Raw genomic sequence first — 13,908 nt, 5'->3', positions numbered from 1 at the left:
CCGGGCGCGGGCCGGGCGGAACTTCTCGCGGGGGCTACTTGATCTTAGTGGTGATCTGCGCCGGGATCTGGGCGTTTCCGGGTTTGGCGAGCACGCAGTAGAACTCGCGGCTGGGGCCCTCTCCCTCCTTGGCCGGCGCCAGCTCCCACTCCCGCTGCGTGGGCACGAGCGCCTGGTAGGTGAGCTGGTCGCGCTGCGGTTCGGGCACCACCGCCGAGTGGAACGACGCCGCGCAGCGCGCTTCGGCGAGCCGGGTGACCGAGTCGAGCCCGGGGTACGGCGCCAGCCGGACCTCGTCGTCGCTGTAGCTCTCGACGGGCAGCACGTCGCCGATGTCGTAGACCTCGAGGGTGTGGCTCTTGTCGCACGCGGCGCTGTTGTCGTCGCTGATCACGACGCCTTGCTGCACCGCGGCGTTGAAGCAGCGGTAGTAGGTGCCGATGTCCGCCTTGAGGAAGCCGTCGGTGCCGTAGGTGACAGTCGGTTGCAGCTGCGGGTCGGTCTTCGGCGTCCACGCCGGTTTGCCGAGGAAGAAGCCGCCGGCCAGCGCGCCGGCGACGAGCACGGCCGCGGCGGAGAGCCACCGGCCGCGGCGGGAACGCTGCGGCGGCGCGGCCACCCGCGTCGGCCGTGAGCCCGCAGCGCCAGCCGGCAACGTGACGCTCCCCGGAGGCGGCGTGGGCGGCAACCCGGTCGCGGTCGAGAGCAGCGAACGCGCCTGCGTCGCCGTGAGGCGGGCCTCCGGTTTGGCCACGAGCAGGCCGAGGATCGCCGCGGCGAGCGGACCGTGGCCGCGGGTGAGGTACGGCGTCTCGGTCATGATCGCGTGCAGCGTCGCGGCCGTGGTGGGCCGTTCGAACGCGACGAGACCCTCGACGGCGAAGAAGAGCGTGGCGCCGAGGGACCACAGGTCCGACTCCGGCATGGCTTCCCGGCCTTCCACGCGTTCGGGTGCCATGAACGCGGGCGAGCCGACGATGACACCGCTCGTGGTCAGCCGCGGGTCGTCGATCGCGTGCGCGATGCCGAAGTCGGTGAGCTTCACACGGCCGTCCGGCGCGACCATGATGTTGGCCGGCTTCACGTCCCGGTGCACGATGCCCGCCGTGTGCGCGGCCTGCAGCGCCGCGAGCACCCGCTCCCCGATCGCCGCCACGTGCGCGGCGGGCATCGGGCCGTGCCGGCGCACGAGGTCGGCCAGCGTCGGGGCCTCGACCAGCTCCATGACGATGAACGTGGTGCCGTTGCGTTCCTAAGGGATGTCAAGCCGCTTGGTGGGGTTTAGCGTGGGTGTTGGACGGGCCGGTCGATGGAGCGCTTGGCGACTTCTTGTTTCGCTGGCCCGTCCCCACTCCGGTTGTCCTGTGTGATCGGCGAATGTCTTCCGGAACGGTGTATCGCTGGGCGATGATGTCGCCGGCTTGGATCGCGGTGACGGGTGTGCCGTTGACGTCGCGCAGCTGGTAGGGCGTGTGGTTTTTCCAGCATGATGCGATGCGGGTCAGCAGGGTGGTTGCGATGTGGCAGAGCGCAGAGTTGTGGTGCTTGCCGGCTTCGACCATCAGCCGGTGATACTTCGCGGCCAAGGTGGGGTCGTGGCGGCGCGCCTGGCTGGCGGCCATGAACAATGCTTCGCGGAGCAGGGCGTCGCCGCGTTTGGTCGGGCCGCCGTGGCTGCCGGAGACGCCGGACGCGTTCAGCGACGGAATAAGGCCGCTGAAACCGCGGACTGCTGCCAAGGACGAGAACCGGTTGACGTTGCCGAGCCGTCCGAGAATGACTGCCCCGGTCACGGGTCCGACGCCGGGCGCGGAGGTGATGATCCCTTCGGGGTCACGTTCGGCGACCAGGACGGCGATACGTTCGTCGACATCTTTGATTTCATCGGTGATCGCCAGCGCGAGGCGGGCTTCGACGGCGATGTCGTCGGCCAGCTCGGCAAAGGCCAGTTCCTCGCCCCACAATTCGGTGGTCGCGGCGGCTGCGGCCAGGACCCTGTCGGCTTCCGGGTCGCCCCAGGCGCCGCGGGAGTGCCGGTAGAAGAATCGGGCCAACCGCGCACGGCCGAGGCGACGGACGGCGTGTGGGTCGGCGTAGCCGGCGGCGAGGAACCGCAGCGGAGTCTTGTTCGCCAGATCGCCGCTGAGGGCGGCATGCCAGTCCGGTCCCAGGATCTCCAGCAGCGCATCGAGCCGGGCGAGGCCGGCGGTGCGGCGCTGGACCAGCGTGGAGTGCAGTTTCGTCGCGCGCCGCAGCGGATCGCCCGGCCCCGTGCCCCGCTCGGGATGGAGTCCTTCGGGGTGCAGCAACGGCAGCCGGGCCAGCAGGACCGAGTCCATCCGGTCGCTCTTGGTGTGTTTGGCGTAGTAGGCGCGCAGATCCGCCGACCGCTCTGCGGACACCAGCACCACCGTCGCGCCCCGTCGGCGAAACCACGCGGCCAACGGAACCCACGCGTTGCGGGTCGGCTCCATCACGACCGTCACCTCCGCAGCCGTGACGCCGTCGGGCAGCCGTGCCCACAACCGATCCAGTTCCTCGCTGCGGGTGCGGAAACGGTGCCCGGACCAGAGCACGCGTCCCTGCTCGTCGGCCATGCTGGCTTGGTGCTGCGCGCGGACCGCGAGGTCGATGCCCATCCGAACGATCAATGCCGGCTCCCTTGCTCGCGTGAATTCGGATCCGGCCGCCGCACCGCCGTGGGAGTCCGAGCCGCACCAGACATTCGCTAACAGGGATCCACATCCGCCTCGATCAGGACATGGTCACCGGGTTCCTAACAGGGCATCTCGAACTCCGGCAGTGGCCCCGCCCGCCAGCATGGTCAACAGGCAAGGAGTCGCGCAGCGCTCCACTCGGTCAAACAACGTTCACAGGCGGGTGCCGGACGACCCCGATCCCTCCCGCCGGCCGACGAGACAGGCTCAACGCCGCACACCCAGCTTGAATGTCGGTGACGACGTCGAAGACGGTGACCACGGCCGGATCGTTGAGCCGCCCGCCCGCGCGCACCTCGCGCAGCACGCGTTCGGAGAACCCGGAAAACGCCGACTGGCCTTCCGCGGTGTTCGAATCGAAGCCGGGCAGCCGCAGCTCCTTGATCGCGACCTGGCGGCCGATCACCTGGTCCTGCGCGCGCCACACGGTCCCCATGCCGCCGCGGCCGAGCTCGCCCAGCAGCTGGTAGCGGCCGGCGACGAGCCGCGGCCCGGACGCGGGACGGGTCGGGTCGTGCGGGCGCGTCTGTTCGTCGGTCACGGGGTCGGGCTCCTCGGTCGGGTTCGCGCAGATGCTAGTCGGACCGCAGGGCGCCGGAGCCGGTTCCGCCGTGTTCAGCCGGTGACGGTGAGGTAGATGAGCGCCACGTTGAGTGTGATGATCACGGCCGCGATACACCAGGCCAGGACGGTCGTCGTGCGCCGGTTGACGTCTTCGCCCATGACGCTCGCGTCGGACGTGAGCCGGATGAGCGGCACGAGCGCGAACGGGATCCCGAACGACAGCACGACCTGCGACACCACCAGCGCCGCGCTCGGATCCGCGCCCAGGGCGAGGACCACGATCGCCGGCGTGAGCGTGACGAGCCGGCGCAGGAGGATCGGGAACTTCTTGCGCAGCAGGCCCTGCATGATCATGGCCCCCGCGTAGGCACCGACCGAAGTGGACGCGAGGCCCGAGGCCAGCAGCCCGACCGCGAACAGCAGCGCGACCACCGGGCCGAGCGTCGCGGCGACGGCGGTGTGCGCGCCCTCGATGGAGTCGACGCCGGTGATGCTCTGCAGGTTCGTCGCGGCGAGCAGCAGCATGCCGAGGTTGACGGCGCCGGCGAGCAGCATCGCCAGCCCGACGTCGTAGCGCGTCGCGCGCAGCAAACGACGGCGCTTGTCCGGCGCGGGCGTGCCGTGGCGATCGCGGACGAGGCCGGAGTGCAGGTACACCGCGTGCGGCATCACGGTGGCGCCGAGCATCGCGGCCGCGATCAGCACGCTGTCCGCGCCGCTGAACCGCGGCACGAGCCCGCTCGCGATGCCCGACGGCGAGGGCGGTTCGACGAACAGGCTCGCGAGGAACCCGATCGCGATCACGGCGAGCAGACCCGTCACGACGCGCTCGAACGTCCGCTGGCCGCCACGGTCCTGCACGACCAGCAGGGACAGCGACACCGCGCCGGTGATCAGGCCGCCGATCAGGAGCGGGAGGTCGAACAGCAGGTACAGCGCGATCGCGCCGCCGACGACCTCGGCCAGGTCGGTGGCCACGGCCACGAACTCGGCCTGCGCCCAGTACGCGAGCCGCGCCGACCGCGGCAGCCGTTCGCGCAGCGCCTCGGGCAGCGAACGCCCGGTGACCAGCCCGAGCTTCGCCGACAGGTACTGCACCAGCACGGCCATCAGGTTCGCCGCGACGATCACCCACACCAGCAGGTAGCCGAACCGCGCCCCCGCGCTGATGTTCGCCGCGACGTTCCCGGGATCCACGTACGCGATCGCCGCCACGAACGCCGGGCCGAGCAACGCCGAGCCCGCACGCAGGCGAGCGAGCCGCCGGGGCCGGACCGCTTCCGCCACCGCCATCACGTCACCCCTCGCCTGTCGGGCTACCCAACTCGAAGTTTAGGCACGCCGAACTTTCCAGGGCAAGGTGTGTCCACTCATCGGACCGCGGCCACTGAGCGTGACCGTCTGACAAAGCTCAGTCGAGCGGCCCTACCTCGTGCCCCGCGTCACGGAAAGCCGTGACGGCGCGGCCAAGCTCGGCGGCGGGCACGAGGATGTGGTCGGTGTCGAAAGTGGACAGTGAGAAGAGCGCGACGCCGGCCGCGGCGAGTTCCGAGGCCAGGGCCGAAATCACACCGGTCAGGGTGAACTCCAGGGGGCCGCGCACGCTCATCAGGCGCCAGCCGTGCTCGACGGTGCCGCCCGCGGGCTCGCGGCCGGTCGGGCAGATGACCGAGAGCTCCTCCGGCGTGCGGGTGACGGAGACGAGCGCGGGGCCCGCCGGGTCGAGGAGGCCGGGCGGCACCGCGGCGTCGACGGGCAGCCGCACCACCGAGTAGTCGCCCGGGCGGACGTCGATCGCGAGTCGTTTCATCAGCCTTCGAGCACCTTCGGACTGGAGGCGACCTCGGTGCCGTCGGGCAAGGTCGAAATGGTGAAGTCGGCGAACACGTTGACGGCGGCCTTCTGCAACTGGCGCAGGCACTCGACGGCGAGCGAACGGATCTCGACGTCGGCGTGCTCGGTGGCGCGCATGGCGACGAAGTGGCGCCACGCGCGGTAGTTGCCGGTGACGACGATGCGCGTCTCGGTGGCGTTCGGCAGCACCGCGCGGGCCGCCTGGCGGGCTTGCTTGCGGCGCAGCGTGGCGCTCGGCGCGTCGGCGAATTGCTCCTCGAGCCCGGCGAGCAGCTCGGTGTAGGCGTCGACGCTCGCCCGCGTGGCCTTGACGAACTTCTCGTGCAGCACCGGGTCTTGCGCGATCACGTCCGGCTCGACGAACTCGGCGTCGCGCTCGGGGACGTAGCGCTGCGAGAGCTGGGAGTACGAGAAGTGGCGGTGGCGGATCAGCTCGTGGGTGAGCGAGCGCGAAATGCCGGTGAGGTAGAAGCTGACCGAACCGTGTTCCAGCACGGACAGGTGGCCGACCTCGATGATGTGGTCGAGGTAGCCCGCGTTGGTGGCCGTCGCCGGGTTGGACTTCTTCCACGACTGGTAGCACGCGCGGCCGGCGAACTCGGCGAGCGCCTCGCCTCCGTCGGCGTCCGTGGACCACGGCACGTCCTCCGGCGGGAAGAACTCCGTCTTCGCGATCAGCTGCACCCTCGGTGCCACGGTCCCGGCCAACAGAACTCCCTCTCTCGGACTCCCGCAGCACTCTAACCGCTGGGGTCGTGACGCAACCGTGACACCACCACCGCCTTGACTGACGTCACCGATGACGTCATAGTGACGTCATGGACCTGACGCCGTACATCGCGAACCTCCGCGAAGATCTCGCGAACACGGCCTCCGCCGGGGACGAGCAGACCCGGCGCGCGGCCGCCCTGCTCTCCTCCGCGCTCGAACCCGCCGCGCGGCTCACGTTGATGAACGCGCTGGCCGACCTGGCCGCCGAGGTGACCGCCGCGTTGCCCGGCCAGGTCGTCGATGTCCGGCTCGACGGCCGCGATGTGCGAGTCGTCGTCACGGGTGCGGCGGAGCCGGCCGGCCCGGCGCGGCCCGAGCCGCCGCGCAACGCGCCGGTACCACCGATCGACAGCGGGGACATCTCGCGCATCACGCTGCGGCTCGTCGAGCAGATCAAGAGCCAGGCCGAGCAGGCGGCGGCCGCGCAGGGGGTTTCGCTCAACACGTTCGTCTCGCAGGCCGTGCAGGGGGCGCTCGGCCAGGCGCACCACCAGCAGCGGCACCACCAAGGCGGCCGCTCCGAGACCAAGCTGCACGGCTGGGTCGAAGGCTAGAAGGGGACTCCGCAGGTCATGGGTGAAGAGCACGAAGAGAAGACGACGCCGGAGTCCACTTCGGACACAGCGGCCGAGGAAGCCGTGGCGGCTGCCGCGGAGGAGGCGGCAGCGGGGGCGGCCGGAAGCACGACCGGCGAGGCGTTCGCGGGCGCGGCCGGGGAAGCCGCGGCCGAAGAGTCCACTTCGGACGGACCGAGTGGGGACGACCCGCTGGTGCGGTACCAGGAGTTCGACGCGGACGGACCGCTGGAGCTCGACGTGGGCGTCACGATCGGGCGCGTGGAGCTGGCACTGGACCGCGAGTCCGGCGCGAGCGTGGAGCTGAGGCACGACCTGGGTGAGCAGCCGTCGTGGATGAGCGGCGTGAACAGCCTGCTGTCGTGGGTCGGCGAGCGCTTCGGCGACCAGTTCGGGATGCCGACCGACAGCTCCCCCGTCGACGCGGTGCGCCAGGCGCGCATCGAGAAGACCGCCAACCGGCTCGTGGTGCGGGCGGCGAAGGCGTGGCAGCTGCGCAACGTGCCGGTGGCCGTCACCGTGCACGCCCCGAAGGGCTCGCACGTCGAGGTCCGCGCCGGGGCGGCCGACGTCACGGTCACCGGTGCCGCGGGCCGCGCCGACATCCTCACCGGCTCCGGCGAGGTCACGCTCGAACGGGCCGACGGCGCAGCGATCGTGCGCACCGGCACCGGCCGCGTGAAGCTCGGCCCGACCGCGGCCGGTCTCCAGCTGCGCACCGGCAGCGGCTCGGTCGAGGCCGCGTCGGTCTCCGGCTCCGCGACCCTCGCGACGGGCACCGGCAGCGTATGGCTCGGCTCCGTCGAAGGCGAAGTCATGGCCCGCACCGGCAGCGGCGACCTCTCCGTCGCCGAAGCGGGCTCGGGCTCGCTCGAACTGATCACCGGCTCCGGCGAAGTGCGCGTGGGCATCCGCCGCGGCGTCACCGCCGAAGTCGAACTGGCATCCGCCGCGGGCCGGGTGCACAGCGAACTGGACGTGTCCGGCACGCCACCCGAAGCGGGTGCCGCGCTGCGCGTCCGAGCCCGCACCGGCACGGGGAACGCGGTGGTGACCCGCGCGGCCTCCTAAGGGGGAGGCGGCGGGCCGGCCCGAGGCATCCGGGTCCGGCCCGCCGCTTCGTTACCGATCGCCGTCACCGATCAGGCCGGCCGCCGATCGGTGACGGCGACTTTTTCGGCCACAAGGCTTTCTGGTGCTCACGGCTCGGCACGCAATCCGTACCCGGGCTGCGGCTCGCGGCAGCACCACCGCCCGGCAGCACCTCCGGCTGCTCGCGCGAAGTACCGGGCCAACGCGCAGCCGCCGTCCTCGCAACGCACCGGCAATCGTCCTGCCGAGCCGCGATCCCGCCCGCAAAGCTCAGCGTGCCATCGGCTCCGGCCCTTTCGTCGTGCCTCAACGCCTCGCTCGTACGCTCGACGCGCCGCGTCGCGGGGATCCTCGCGCGGCAATCCGTCCGCCGCGACACATCAGCCCACCGCGCGCGCCAGCTCCCTCGCCAGGTCGCCCCGCGGGCCGACCGCCACGCCGGACAGGCCGAGCCATTCCGCCATGTGCGCGAGCTCCCCCGAAAGCTCCGCGGCGACCCGCGGCGCGTCGGCGCCTTCTTCGGCGAAGGCGCCCTGCACCCGCAGCACCCCGGCCGCGCGGTCGGACTTGAGGTCGACGCGGCCCGCGAGGGCGCCGTCGAGGAGGAAGGGAAACACGTAGTAGCCGTATACGCGTTTGGGTTCCGGCACGTAGATCTCGATGCGGTAGCGGAAGCCGAAGAGGCGTTCGGTGCGGGCGCGTTCCCAGATGAGCGGATCGAAGGGGGACAGGAGCGCCCGGCCGGTGATCGCGCGGGGCGTGCGGGCCGCGGCATGGCGGTAGGCGACGCCGCGCCAGTCCTGGACCCGCACGGGCTCCAGCACGCCCTCCTCGACGAGGTCGGCCACGGCCTGGTGCGCGACGTCCGGGCCCAGGCGGTAGTAGTCGCGCAGGTCGGTCTCCGTGGCGATGCCCAGGGCGCGCGCGGAGCGGTCGATCAGCCCCCGCGCACCGTCCTCGGCGGACACGTGGCGGGCCAGGATCTCCGGTGGCACCACGCGTTCGGTGAGGTCGTAGAGCCGCTCGAACGACCGCCGCGTGCCCGTGGACAACCGGCCGAGGCCGAAGAGGTACTCGCAGGCCTTCTTGACCACCGAGCGCTCCCACCATGCCCCTGGCCCGCGCCCGGCGACCTCCGCCTCGAGCGCCTTCTCGATCGCGCCCGCCCCGATCGGGCCGTGTTCCTTGACGATCGCGAGCACGTCGTCGATCAGGCCCGGCACGGTCTCGACCACGCGCGTGTAGTTGCGCCACCAGCCGTCGCGCTTGGCGCCCGAGCGCAACAGCGGCCAATCCTCCACCGGCAGCAGGCTCGCTTCGTGCGCCCACGACTCCACGAGCAGCCGTGGCTTGCGCGCGGTGTGGGCCCAGGCGGCGTCGTCGACCAGCGCCCGGTCGTAGGAACCCAGGCGCGAGAACACGGGCATGTAGTGCGCGCGCACGGCCACGTTCACGGAGTCCAGCTGCAGCAGCTGGACGCGCGAGAGCACCTTCGCCAGGTGCCGGCGGTTCGGCGCCGTGGCGGGGCGCGCGTCGGCGAACCCCTGAGCGGCCAGCGCGGTGCGGCGGGCCACGGTAAGGCTGATCGTCTGCATGGTGGGCCCATCGTGCCAGGCACCCCCGACAGTTCTCGGGCGGCGGCGGTAGATTGCCCCCGTGAGTGCCGCCGAAGTCCGCCCCGCGACCCCGTCCGACGCCGCGGAGATCGCCCGCATTCAACGGCTGACCTGGCGGGCGGCCTACACCGACCTGCTCGGCGCCGAGGCCATCGACGCGCTCGACGGAGCCGACCTCGAAGGCACGTGGACCGAGACGATCACGTTCCCCGGCACCCGCGTGTACCTCGCGACCGAAGGTGACTTCACCGTGGGCTACTGCGTCGCCGGCCCCGCACCCGCCGAAGAGATCGCCTCGGCCGACGGCAGCGCTCCCGAAGACGCGGCCGCCACCGGCCTGATCGCGACGCTCGTCGTCGAACCCCGCTGGGGCCGCCGCGGCCACGCCGGCCGCCTGCTCGGCACCGCCGCCACCGACCTGCGCGCCGACGGGCTCGAGCGCGGTGTCACGTGGGTCGCGCAGTCGGACCACGCGACGCTCGGGTTCTACCGGCGTGCGGGCTGGGCGCCCGACGGGACGGTCCGCACCCTCGACACCGGCCGTGGCACGCTGCGTGAGGTCCGGCTCACCGGCACGCTCCGGCTGGAGCTCACGCGCTGACGGGTTCCCCGCGCTTCGCGAAGACGACCCAGCGCATCACCGAGTACATGAACACGCCCTCGCACGCTCCCGCGATGAGCCGCGAGAGGTGGTACTCCAGGCCCAGCGTGGACAACCCGGCGCCGACCCCCAGCAGGAACGCCGCGTAGTTGACCCCGATCGCCACCGCGTAGAGCACCGCCTGCTTGCCCACGGGGGCGTGCGAGCGGAAGTTGAACGCGCGGTTGAGCACGAAGCTCAAGGCGAACGCCAGCGCGTACGACAGGCTGATCGCCAGCCACACCGGCCAGCCGAACCCGCCGCGGAACAGCGTCAGCAGCCCCAGGTCGACGCTGAAGGTGAGCCCGTTGATGAGCACGAACCCGAGGAAACTCGGCGCGACGAGCCGCGCCAGCCCGAACGGCAGGATCCGGACGACGGCCGCGCAGAATCCCGCGAAGCGATCGGCGAAGGGCACGTCGGTCACGCGCGAATCGTGCCAGCCGCAGGTGTCCGCACGGCAGCGGCCAGGTGATCTTCTGGAGTCGGCTTCCGCGGGAATAGGGGGGTTAACCCCCGTGACCTTTTCGTGACGACTGCTAACCTCGAATGACGAGGATCACTACGGGGGAGGCACGATGGGCTGGTTGCTCGTGACGCTCGGCGTCGCGTTCGGCTCCGCGATCGTGCCCGTCGTGAACGCGGAACTGTTCGTGGTCGGCCTGTGCGCCAGCCAGCACAACCCGCACTGGCTGTGGCTCGGCGCCGCCGTGGCCGCCGGGCAGATCGCCGGGAAGCTGCTGTACTTCCTCGCCGCGCGCGGCTCCATCAAACTGCCGCGGTTCCTCCACGACCGCCTCCACCGCGAACACGAGCCCAGCGCCCGCCGCGATCGCTGGCACCGGCGCACCAAGGTGATCCGCGCCAAGGTCGAAGCCCTGCGCGAACGCTGCCGGCGCCACCCGCACTGGATGGCGGGCACGTACGGCGTCAGCTCGCTCGTCGGCCTCCCGCCCTTCATGGCGACGAGCGTGCTCGCCGGCATGGTGCGGATGCGGCTGGTCACGTTCGTGGCGGCGGGCCTCGCCGGGCGCTGGGTGCGGTTCAGCGTGCTCGCGGCCGCACCGGCGCTGTTCACGGGCTGGCTCCACTGAGCCACGTGACCGAGCCTCCCGGCGACGGTGACGGCACCGTGGAACTGCAGATCCACGACGTCAGGGAGACGGGTTCGGGGCAGGTCACTGTCACAGTGCGCTGCCTGCGCGAGCCGGTCCGCCTCAACACCGGTTCCACCCGGCTCAGCGGCTGCGCGCAAGCGCTCGACCTGAAGCTGACGAAGGTCGTCGTGTACGGGTGCGCGCTGCCAGAACTCGGCACTGCGATCACCGCGCCCGTGACGTTGCGGGCAAAGGGCGTTCAGCGCCTCAGGCCGAGCACCCAGGACACCGGGTACCGGGTCGTCCAAGACACCAACGCCGTGCCCTGACCTCGCGAAGCACCCACCGGATGCGCGCCGCGGCGCCGATCTGAACGGCACAGGTGCCGAGGAAGGGCAACCCCTACGCCGCGGCACTCCCGTTTTTCAGCGGTCCCCCGCCTCCAGGTCGACGGCCTTGCGCATCGTGGCGCGGGCCCGGCGGCGGTCGCCCGCGATGTCGTAGGCGTAGGCCAGGCGGTACCAGGCGCGCCAGTCGCCCTGGTTCGCCTCGACCTCCGCCCGGCGCTGGTCGAACCAGGCGTCGGCGGCGGCGCGGTCGACGCGGCCCGACGGGCGGCGCGGGAGGTCCGAGACGTCGGGCAGGCCGCCCTCCGCGTCGAGCCGGCGGGACAGGCGCTGGATCTGCAGGCCCGAGCGCCACGTGACGACCACGACCCACACCCCCAGCAGCGGCAGCAGGAACACGCCCACGCCCAGCGCGACACCCGCGGGCGTCCCGGTGGCGAACAGCTGCACCGCCCGCTCCGCCAGCAGGACCAGGTACACGACCAGCGCCGCCGTCAGCAGCAGCGCGACGTTGCGGGCTCTCACAGGTCGAGCACGTTCTCCAGGCCGACCGTGAGGCCGGGGCGCGACACCACCGAGCGCACGCCGAGCAGCACGCCGGGCATGAACGACGTCCGGTCGAGCGAGTCGTGCCGGATGGTCAGGGTCTCCCCCTCGCCGCCGAACAGGATCTCCTCGTGCGCCACCAGCCCGGGCAGCCGTACGGAGTGCACGGGCACCTGCTCGACGCGGGCGCCGCGGGCACCGTCCAATTCGGACGTCGTGGCGTCGGGACCCGGCTTCAGCCCGGCGGCCGCGCGCGCTTCGCCGATCATCCGCGCGGTGTGCGCGGCGGTGCCCGACGGCGCGTCGGCCTTGCGGTTGTGGTGCAGCTCGATGATCTCCGCCGACGCGTAGAAGCGGGCCGCCTGCGCCGCGAAGCGCATCGCCAGCACCGCGCCCAGCGCGAAGTTCGGGGCGATCAGCACGCCCAGCGACGGCTTCGGCGCCAGTAGCGAACGCACCTGGGTGAGCCGCTCTTCGCTGAATCCGGTCGTGCCGACCACGGCGTGCAGGTCGTGCTCGATCAGGAAGCGCAGGTTGTCCATCACGGCGTCGGGGTGGGTGAAGTCCACGACCACCTGGGCTTGGGTCAGGTCCGCCAGGTCGTCGCCGGCATCGAGCGCGGCCACGAGCTTCAGGTCCGCGGCGCCCTCGACGGCCTGGACCACCGTCGCACCCATGCGGCCGCGCGCGCCCAGCACGCCGACGCGGATCGGGGAATCGGTCATGACGCGATCACCTCGTGCAGATCGTCCGGCAGGTCGTCGGCGTGAGCGTACGGCCCCACCACCGCCGCGGCCGACACCCCACCGGGGCGGCGCAGCAGAGTGCGAGCGAGCGCACACACCTCTTCGGTGGTCACCGCGTCGATGCGGGCCACGGTGTCGTCGACCCCCAGGTACCGGCCGTAGTTGAGCTCGTTCTTGCCGATGCGCGACATGCGCGACGACGTGTCCTCGAGCCCCAGCACCAGCCCGCCGCGCAGCTGCCCCTTGGCGCGCGCGACTTCGGTGTCGGTCAGGCCTTCGGCCGCGACGGTGCCGAGCACCTCGCGGATCACGCCCGCGACCTGCCCGAGCCGCTCCGGCTGGCAGCCGGCGTACACCGCCATGTGTCCGGTGTCGGCGTAGCTGGCCACCGACGAGTACACCTGGTACGCGAGCCCGCGCCGTTCCCGGATCTCCTGGAACAGCCGGGAGCTCATGCCCCCGCCCAGCGCCGCGTTCAGCACGGACAGCGCGAACCGGCGTTCGTCGTGGCGCGGCAGGGACTTCAGCCCGAGCATCACGTGGGCCTGCTCGGTGTCGTCGGTGTGCAGCGCCAGCTTCGGCTGCGCGACGATCCGGGCGCGGCCCGAGCGCGGCGGCACCGGCGTGCCCGCGCCGTTGAGCCGATCCCCCAGCGCCCGGCGCACCAGCCGCAGCACCTGGTTGTGCTCGACGTTGCCGGCGACGGCGAGCACCATGCGCGGCAGCGCGTAGCGACGCTTGTAGAACCCGCGCAACGCCACCGGCGACATCTCGGTGATGGACTTCTCGGTGCCCAGCACCGGCCTGCCCAGCGGGTGGTCACCGAGGATCGCGCCCACGAACGTCTCGTGCAGCAGGTCCTCGGGGTCGTCGTCGCGCATCGCGATCTCTTCGAGCACCACGCTGCGCTCGGTGTCCATGTCGCGGTCGGTGCACAGCGCCTCGAACACCACGTCGGTCACGAGGTCCATCGCCAGCGGCAGGTCCGCGTCGAGCACCTGTGCGTAGTAGCAAGTGTGCTCCTTGGCCGTGAATGCGTTGAACTCACCGCCGACGGCGTCGATCTCCTCGGCGATCTGCGTGGCGTCGCGGTTGCTGGTGCCCTTGAACAGCAAGTGCTCCAGGTAGTGCGCGGCGCCCGCGACCGCGAGCGGCTCGTCGCGCGAACCGACGCCGACCCACAGCCCCACCGTGGCCGAACGCGACGCCGGGACGAACTCCGTGATCACCCGCAGGCCGCCGGGCAGCACGCTGCGCTTGACGACCGCACCGTCCGGAGTGGACTCGAGCGTGCGGGTGCTGCCGACGGGCTGCTCGTGCCCGGAAACCTGCCGTGCCATGGG

Annotated in this window: 14 protein-coding genes and 2 pseudogenes; 5 read left to right on the top strand and 11 right to left on the bottom strand. The window is 71.8% G+C overall.

Features of this window, described 5'->3' with window-relative positions:
* Nucleotides 1-34: 34 nt before the first annotated feature.
* The 6 genes and pseudogenes from I6J71_RS13425 to thyX form a co-directional block, all read right to left on the bottom strand.
* Nucleotides 35-1,243: pseudogene (locus I6J71_RS13425) on the bottom strand (protein kinase); the annotation flags it as partial.
* Nucleotides 1,244-1,262: 19 nt separating this feature from the next.
* Complete coding sequence (locus I6J71_RS13420) at nucleotides 1,263-2,639, bottom strand: IS110 family transposase (RefSeq protein ID WP_204094591.1); 1,377 nt, start codon at nucleotides 2,637-2,639, stop codon at nucleotides 1,263-1,265.
* 310 nt (nucleotides 2,640-2,949) lie between these two features.
* Nucleotides 2,950-3,258, bottom strand: a pseudogene (locus I6J71_RS13415) (serine/threonine protein kinase); the annotation flags it as partial.
* A 74-nt stretch (nucleotides 3,259-3,332) separates the two neighbouring features.
* Nucleotides 3,333-4,574, bottom strand: a complete 1,242-nt coding sequence (locus I6J71_RS13410; protein WP_204095009.1) for an Nramp family divalent metal transporter — start codon at nucleotides 4,572-4,574, stop codon at nucleotides 3,333-3,335.
* A gap of 118 nt (nucleotides 4,575-4,692) precedes the next feature.
* Entirely contained in the window at nucleotides 4,693-5,091 is a 399-nt protein-coding gene (locus I6J71_RS13405; protein WP_204095008.1) for an ACT domain-containing protein, read from the bottom strand.
* Nucleotides 5,091-5,843 carry an FAD-dependent thymidylate synthase gene (gene thyX, locus I6J71_RS13400; protein WP_204095007.1) on the bottom strand — a complete coding sequence of 251 codons (753 nt, stop codon included), beginning with the start codon at nucleotides 5,841-5,843 and terminating at the stop codon, nucleotides 5,091-5,093. The genes I6J71_RS13405 and thyX overlap by 1 nt, the downstream gene beginning before the upstream one ends.
* Nucleotides 5,844-5,953: 110 nt before the next feature.
* Between thyX and I6J71_RS13395 the strand changes: the two genes are divergently transcribed.
* The gene (locus I6J71_RS13395; RefSeq protein ID WP_204095006.1) at nucleotides 5,954-6,460 is read left to right on the top strand and encodes a toxin-antitoxin system HicB family antitoxin; all 507 of its coding nucleotides are present in this window, start codon (nucleotides 5,954-5,956) and stop codon (nucleotides 6,458-6,460) included.
* Between the two features lie 18 nt (nucleotides 6,461-6,478).
* Nucleotides 6,479-7,552 (top strand): DUF4097 family beta strand repeat-containing protein, encoded by a 1,074-nt coding sequence (locus I6J71_RS13390; protein WP_204095005.1) that lies wholly within the window; start codon nucleotides 6,479-6,481, stop codon nucleotides 7,550-7,552.
* A 401-nt stretch (nucleotides 7,553-7,953) separates the two neighbouring features.
* Here I6J71_RS13390 and I6J71_RS13385 read toward each other — a convergent pair whose 3' ends face one another.
* Nucleotides 7,954-9,168, bottom strand: coding sequence for a winged helix-turn-helix domain-containing protein (locus tag I6J71_RS13385; protein WP_204095004.1), 1,215 nt, complete (start codon nucleotides 9,166-9,168; stop codon nucleotides 7,954-7,956).
* Nucleotides 9,169-9,229: 61 nt separating this feature from the next.
* Between I6J71_RS13385 and I6J71_RS13380 the strand changes: the two genes are divergently transcribed.
* On the top strand, nucleotides 9,230-9,790 hold the full coding sequence (locus I6J71_RS13380; RefSeq protein WP_204095003.1) for a GNAT family N-acetyltransferase: 561 nt from the start codon (nucleotides 9,230-9,232) through the stop codon (nucleotides 9,788-9,790).
* On the opposite strand, the gene I6J71_RS13375 is transcribed toward I6J71_RS13380, so the two are convergent.
* Nucleotides 9,780-10,256, bottom strand: coding sequence for a GtrA family protein (locus tag I6J71_RS13375; RefSeq protein ID WP_204095002.1), 477 nt, complete (start codon nucleotides 10,254-10,256; stop codon nucleotides 9,780-9,782). The two genes, I6J71_RS13380 and I6J71_RS13375, sit on opposite strands and share 11 nt — an antisense overlap.
* Before the next feature lie 151 nt (nucleotides 10,257-10,407).
* Here I6J71_RS13375 and I6J71_RS13370 point away from each other — a divergent pair, with 151 nt between their 5' ends.
* A complete protein-coding gene (locus I6J71_RS13370; RefSeq protein WP_204095001.1) occupies nucleotides 10,408-10,923 on the top strand; it encodes a hypothetical protein in 516 nt (171 codons plus the stop codon).
* A 5-nt stretch (nucleotides 10,924-10,928) separates the two neighbouring features.
* Entirely contained in the window at nucleotides 10,929-11,255 is a 327-nt protein-coding gene (locus I6J71_RS13365) for a hypothetical protein (protein ID WP_204095000.1), read from the top strand.
* Nucleotides 11,256-11,351: 96 nt separating this feature from the next.
* Here the strand turns inward: I6J71_RS13365 and I6J71_RS13360 are convergent, their stop codons facing one another.
* Genes I6J71_RS13360 through I6J71_RS13350 form a run of 3 tightly spaced genes read right to left on the bottom strand, consistent with a single transcriptional unit; the run spans nucleotide 11,352 to nucleotide 13,905 of the window.
* Nucleotides 11,352-11,798 carry a tetratricopeptide repeat protein gene (locus I6J71_RS13360; protein WP_204094999.1) on the bottom strand — a complete coding sequence of 149 codons (447 nt, stop codon included), beginning with the start codon at nucleotides 11,796-11,798 and terminating at the stop codon, nucleotides 11,352-11,354.
* Nucleotides 11,795-12,544: a 4-hydroxy-tetrahydrodipicolinate reductase gene (dapB, locus tag I6J71_RS13355; RefSeq protein WP_204094998.1), complete on the bottom strand. Its 750-nt coding sequence runs from the start codon at nucleotides 12,542-12,544 to the stop codon at nucleotides 11,795-11,797. Before dapB ends, I6J71_RS13360 begins: the two co-directional genes overlap by 4 nt.
* Nucleotides 12,541-13,905, bottom strand: coding sequence for a pitrilysin family protein (locus I6J71_RS13350; RefSeq protein WP_204097033.1), 1,365 nt, complete (start codon nucleotides 13,903-13,905; stop codon nucleotides 12,541-12,543). The genes dapB and I6J71_RS13350 overlap by 4 nt, the downstream gene beginning before the upstream one ends.
* Nucleotides 13,906-13,908: the final 3 nt, after the last annotated feature.

Origin of the sequence: Amycolatopsis sp. FDAARGOS 1241, assembly GCF_016889705.1 — a bacterium.
Classification (GTDB): domain Bacteria; phylum Actinomycetota; class Actinomycetes; order Mycobacteriales; family Pseudonocardiaceae; genus Amycolatopsis.
The sequence above is the reverse complement of the archived record's forward strand: the minus strand, read 5'-3'. Positions and strand labels throughout refer to the sequence as shown.